5 protein-coding genes are annotated in these 5,435 nt (G+C 51.0%); all 5 read right to left on the reverse strand.

Going from position 1 to position 5,435, the window contains the following annotated elements; translation table 11 throughout:
* Nucleotides 1–244: RteC domain-containing protein (locus tag ACYPWY_RS15500; RefSeq protein ID WP_459686452.1), on the reverse strand; the 244-nt coding region annotated here is incomplete at its 3' end.
* A 330-nt stretch (nucleotides 245–574) separates the two neighbouring features.
* A complete protein-coding gene (locus ACYPWY_RS15505) occupies nucleotides 575–1,702 on the reverse strand; it encodes a clostripain-related cysteine peptidase (RefSeq protein WP_459686453.1) in 1,128 nt (375 codons plus the stop codon).
* A complete protein-coding gene (locus tag ACYPWY_RS15510; RefSeq protein WP_459686454.1) occupies nucleotides 1,684–2,142 on the reverse strand; it encodes a LytTR family transcriptional regulator DNA-binding domain-containing protein in 459 nt (152 codons plus the stop codon). The genes ACYPWY_RS15505 and ACYPWY_RS15510 overlap by 19 nt, the downstream gene beginning before the upstream one ends.
* A gap of 388 nt (nucleotides 2,143–2,530) precedes the next feature.
* Nucleotides 2,531–4,387 (reverse strand): beta strand repeat-containing protein, encoded by a 1,857-nt coding sequence (locus ACYPWY_RS15515; RefSeq protein ID WP_459686455.1) that lies wholly within the window; start codon nucleotides 4,385–4,387, stop codon nucleotides 2,531–2,533.
* Nucleotides 4,388–4,423: 36 nt separating this feature from the next.
* On the reverse strand, nucleotides 4,424–5,242 hold the full coding sequence (locus ACYPWY_RS15520) for a fimbrillin family protein (RefSeq protein WP_459686456.1): 819 nt from the start codon (nucleotides 5,240–5,242) through the stop codon (nucleotides 4,424–4,426).
* Between the last annotated feature and the right edge of the window lie 193 nt (nucleotides 5,243–5,435).

The following is a 5,435-nucleotide window of genomic DNA, read 5'->3' on the forward strand; positions in this document are numbered from 1 at the left end:
ACAGGCGGTAGTAGTTTTCGATTTCACAGTCGAAAGTTTTACCGATTATTTTAAACACGGTTTTCAGCGGCGTTTTGCCGAAACAACCCGCCTCGTGCAGTGCATACACGAGTTCGACCAGTTCCATTGAGCCGCCCTGCCATTGCAGGGTTTCGGTTGCAGAATGGCTTTGCGCCGTCAGTTGCCGCTCGCAAAAAGCAATCTGCGTATCAAGGAGATACGCCGCTTTTTCAAGATATGCCAACGCGAACCCGTTTTTTTAAAACCGTCCGGCGACTGCCAACAGGCAAGTTCAGTCCGTGCAAAACACAAAGAGTTGTACAAGACAACCCTTTTCTTTTTCGCGCCCGCCTCAAACACTTTGGCGGCAAACGCATTATACGACTGTTCCCACTGCTTGGCGGAAACTTTTTCTCCTGCCGCGGACTCCGCAAACAGGGAAAACAACTTTGTTTTAACAAATTGTTCCATTACTTTGATTATTAAGTGATTTATAAATAGCATCGCCGGATTTCGCCGCCGACAGTTAATAATCTTGTTTTTGCACAATTTGTCCACTATTTCCTATATCATCTCATTGATTCCATTTTAATTGTCCGTACCGCATATTGGCAGCGGGATATGCTTCCTGCGGAACATATACCGACAGTCCGCAGAATGTGTGAATGGGTTTTAAGGTTGCCACGCCCGCAGAGTAGTAACTGTCGGTAGCGGCTTTATAGAGAACGCAGCGGTCGAGTGCGGTTTGAAAGTCATTGTATTTTTCCGGCGCGAACTTTTGAATACAGTCGCCCAGGTCGAAGTAGATTTTTTGTGAGCCGTAGCCGAAACATTGCAAATCCTGAAAGCCTGTGTCATTGCGGGCTTGACCCGCAATCCCCTGAAACAGCGTTTTCAGGTTTTCTAATTCCGCCGTTTTCACGACACTTACCGTTGCCGAGCGGTACAGCCCCGATTGGTTGTTGAAATACTCGTAAAAATCCCTTGCAACGGCGGTTAAATCGGGTTGCGGTTGAAAAAGGCGTTGCGCCATCGTAGAATACACAAAACCCGGACTGACGACTTCGGCAGGCGATGCCACAATGTAATCCGCTTTGTCTTTCAGTTCGTAGGCAACTTCTACCGCTCCCATAAAGCAGGCATCGAAAATAATAAAGTCCAAACGGTAGGGAATGGCTTCGGCAAAGGCTGTGAGTTCCATATAGTTGTTGGCTTCGCTTGTGCCTGTGTCCCAAATGATAGAACGCAAAGCGGGCGTTGGTTTCGACATTTCGGCGGGCAGCCAGCCGGTGGCGTGGGAAAGAACAACCAAACCGTAAGAATTGGCAGGACGATAGTTTTTTACATCGTTTAATACGCGGGTAAGCGTTTGTGGACTGGCGGAATTTTCATCGGGATAGGTTATTATTGTATCGGCAACATTGCCTTTTTGGAGATTGTAGTAGAGATGAATAAGCGCGGCATTGCCGCCTGCATCGGAATATATTAGCAGATTGCCGTCGTTGTTTTTGTTCCAATTTGTGGTTAGTGTTTCGATTTTCTGTGCGGCTTCTGCGCGAAAATTATTGTCCACACCCAAATATAATAACACAGTACGTTGAGTGCTTGCGGGAATTTTGTCGAGATACGGCTCATCCTGCCCGCAACCGTAGAGTATGCAGGAAAAAAAGACAATGCCATATATCAACCGTCTATTTCCCATTTATTCTTATTGTCAATACTTAATTTTCTTCCTCTCGGCAAGCGAATATCTTCGTGCAATATGACGTACCGGCTTGTCGGTCGTTTCAAATAATTCATGTTTACCGCATAAGTTTTATGAATACGGACAAGGCTGTCGGCATAATGGTTTTTAAGAAAGTAACTCATTGACTTGCTTTTCATTAAACTGCTGCCGTCGCAAAAATAAAACAGGCAATAGGAGCGGTCGGATTTGAGATACATTATTTCATTGACAGGAATCGTTTTGCGACTGTATGACAGGTAATAGGAAGCCAGATTCTTGTAACGGCTTTTCGTTTCCCTGCAAACGCCTAACCGGTTGATATGTTCCCTGATTACGGCGAGCGGCAAATCCAGTTCTAATGTAATGGATTCGCCACCCTGTGTCAAACGGATTTCTGTTGTTGTTTTATCATTCATAATGGCGCCTTTCTGTTGATAATTGATTTTCTATACTGTTCAATTATCAAAGAAAGCGTCACGCCATTATATGCCTGATATTAATTTTCCAAACAACCTGTTTATTTTCCCAACGACCTGTTTTTTGCGCTGTTAATTATAAGGCAAATCTTTCATCCTTTTCTCTATTTTTTCACTCCCACCACAACTGCGGATAGGTCGGGCTGCCGCCGTTCCAGCCGCCAAGGTCTTTCCAATATTGGTTGGTGGTACCATCGGCGCTGCTGCTTGCAGTCCACGCAGCGTTGTCCGTAGAGCTGGGCCAAGCAGTGCCGCTGAATTGCGTACCCCCGCCGCCACCGGTGGTACTATAACTGGCAGTGGTAGCGCCATCCCCCACCACGCCGCACTACCATGTATCCCAGTATTCGTCGGAGCCGTTCGCGGTGCCCGCCGAGTGCCCGCTGACAGTGCCGCCGTCAACCTTATACACCTGCGTTCCAAGGTTGACGCTGCCGCTGCCGCCCGCGACAGTGTTGCTGCTGATGGCCGCTCCGCTGTTCCAGGTGAAGACGCCGCCGCTGGCGACAAACACCCCGCCACCGTAGGAGTTGGCGCCGCTGCTGGCGTTATTACTGCTGATCGTCCCGCCGTTCATGGTGAACGAGCCGCCGCTGGCGACATACACGCCGCCGCCGTCGGCGCCGTAGATGACGGTGTGGCTAGCAGTGTTGCCGCTGATCGTTCCGCTGCTCATAACGAAAGTGCCGCCGTTACCGACCCACACACCGCCGCCGGCGCCGTTGCCGAAGACGTCGCCGGTGTTCACAGTGGCTGTATTGCCGCTTATTGTCCCGCCGCTCAGGATGAAGTCGCCGCCGTCGACATACACGGCGCCGCCTTTGCCAGCCGTTGAGGGAAGGCTGATTCTACGGTTCACATGCCCGGTGATAGTGATATTGCCGGTGATTTCCAGACTTGCGCCGCTATTTATTCTGAAGGTGGCTGCAGTCCGAATGTAACCTCCATCAGTGATGCTCCGTGCGTTGTTTCCTGTTAGGGTGATGTGGGTGCCGCTATTCAAGGTGAAAGTGTTTGCTAAATCCTCCCCAAATGTCCCTGGTATTCCTATTGTTTTGTCGGCATACAGGGTGATGACGGAGGTCTGTCCAGTCTCGCCGTTAAAGGCACTATTCAAGCCAGTGTAGCCGTGGTAGGTGTAGGTGTATGAGGGACCGCTGCCGACCCTGCGCTTGGCAACGAGGTTGGATACGCCCAAGGTGATGGTGGGCGTAAAGGTGCCGTAGTTGATGGTAACGGTCTTGTTACCGGTCGATGTTCGGGCATAGGCGGTAAAACCGGTGAACAAGGGGTCGGTGGTAGGGAAGGTTACCGTCGGCGTAGTGCCGTCGCTGTAGGTAAGGGTGAGCACCATGCCCGTAAGGTCAGTGGGGTCATCGACCTCGGTGGTGTTCACGCCGTAAGCGGTTCTTGTGGGTGGGGTGGTCACGCTGATACCTGCCAGCATCTTGGTGATATTCACCTGTGCATATTTCCCTGCCTCAAGGTTCACGCCTGTTTTCGACCAGTTAAAGGTTTTGCCGCTGTGTGTGTAGCTTCCGCTCAGGGTTGCGCCTGTGGCAGGTGCGGCTATGTAGCGGAAGGTGGTGGTGGAGGGCGTAAGCACACCGCCGCCGTTTATTTTCAGCGTGGGAGCCGATGCGCCTGCGGGCAGGCTTACTTCCACCAGCGCAAGGGCGTGAGTGAGGGTTGCGGTTAATGTTGAGCCGCTAAGCGAGCCTGTGCCCGTCAGCAGGTCGGAAGCGGCGTAGTCCGCCGGTGCGCTCTGGTTGGTCTTGGGCGTGAAGGCGGCAACAATGTCCGCCTCCGATGTTTTGCCGTTCATTGCCGCGCTGTACGGATAGTAAACCAGATAGGTAACAATTCCCGCCGTATAGATGTCTGCCGGGGCGGCTACCGGATTCCAGTTTGTACCGTTGTACTTGTAGGGAATGTTGTCTTCCTTTATCACGCCGTCTTGAATAACGGTAATCCCGATTGAGTCGCCCGTAGCAAAACTCGTAGTGTAACCCGCATCGGTGGTGCGGGTTTCGGGACTTCCGGAGGTGAATCCCGTCATAGATACGTTGATTTGCAGGGCGCCAAGGTCATGCCCCGTCTCTACAACGTTGTCATCGTCGTTGCAGGCGGCAAACAGCGCTATCCCCGCCAGCAGTATGAATGTTCTTGTCATTATCTGTTTCATGTTTTCTTTAATTATGAATTATATGAATTATGGCACTTATTCGACATCCACAGTATCCACAGTATCGATGCTGCCTGCCCCCCAGTCTGTAATGCTTTGGCTTGACACGGTAATGCCGCTCTTGTTCACCGTAACGGTAAACTGATACGATTTTTCCGCCTCAAAAGTATAGCTGCCTTTATAATAGTACTCCTGACCGTTTGCAAGTATTTTGAAAATGTTTTCGCTTGCCAGTGTAACGGGCAATAGCAATGCGGTGTTGCTGGCGTCGGGCGTAATCTCGCCTATTGTGCTGCCTGTAATGGCTCCGGTGGGGTTTGCGCCGGTGTTGTCAATAGCGGCTACTGTGGTATAACCGTAAAACTTGACTGTTGCGCCGGTTAAATCGCCTGCAGCTAAACCGGCACCGGCAGTGAGCGTAACGGATACTTTTGCCGTCTTGTGCTTGAACGTCAGTGTTTGGGTTTCCCAGTTGGAGCGGGTAATTCCCGCAACCTTGTCGGCAAAGATAAAGTCGGCTGCCTGAAAGCCTGCACTTTGGTTGGTGGGATAAGTGTACGTTGTCCCTGCCGGATACCACGCATAAGCGTTAATGGAAGTGAAGTCGTGCCAGTACAGTGTGGCGTTGGTAAGCGTACCGTCTGTCGCCGCCGTAAATGGATAATCGTTTCCGTTTACATTTACGGTTACCGTTTCCGTGCCGTCCCAAGTGTTGCCGGAAGTGGCTCGTGTTTGCGGGTCGCCTGTTTGGGCGGACAGGGTAAGCCGTCCGTCGCCGGTTGCGGGCGTATCTTCGTCCTGCGAGCAAGCTCCCAAAAAAAGGATTAAGGAAGTTAAGGAAATTAAGGATTTCAAGTTCCTTAAATTTCTTAGACTCCTTAGATTCATTATTGCTTTCATATTAATCATTTTTATTTGTTCCTTTTGCGCCGGTTCCCGCCGCGAAGCGGGAACACTGTTCATTACGCGCCGGGCTTACGCATTGCGCCCGGACCGGCTGCCGCTTTTTACTCGGCTGTGCCGCTGCCTGCAATGGGACTGTCCCAAT

Source organism: Viscerimonas tarda, from assembly GCF_054601255.1.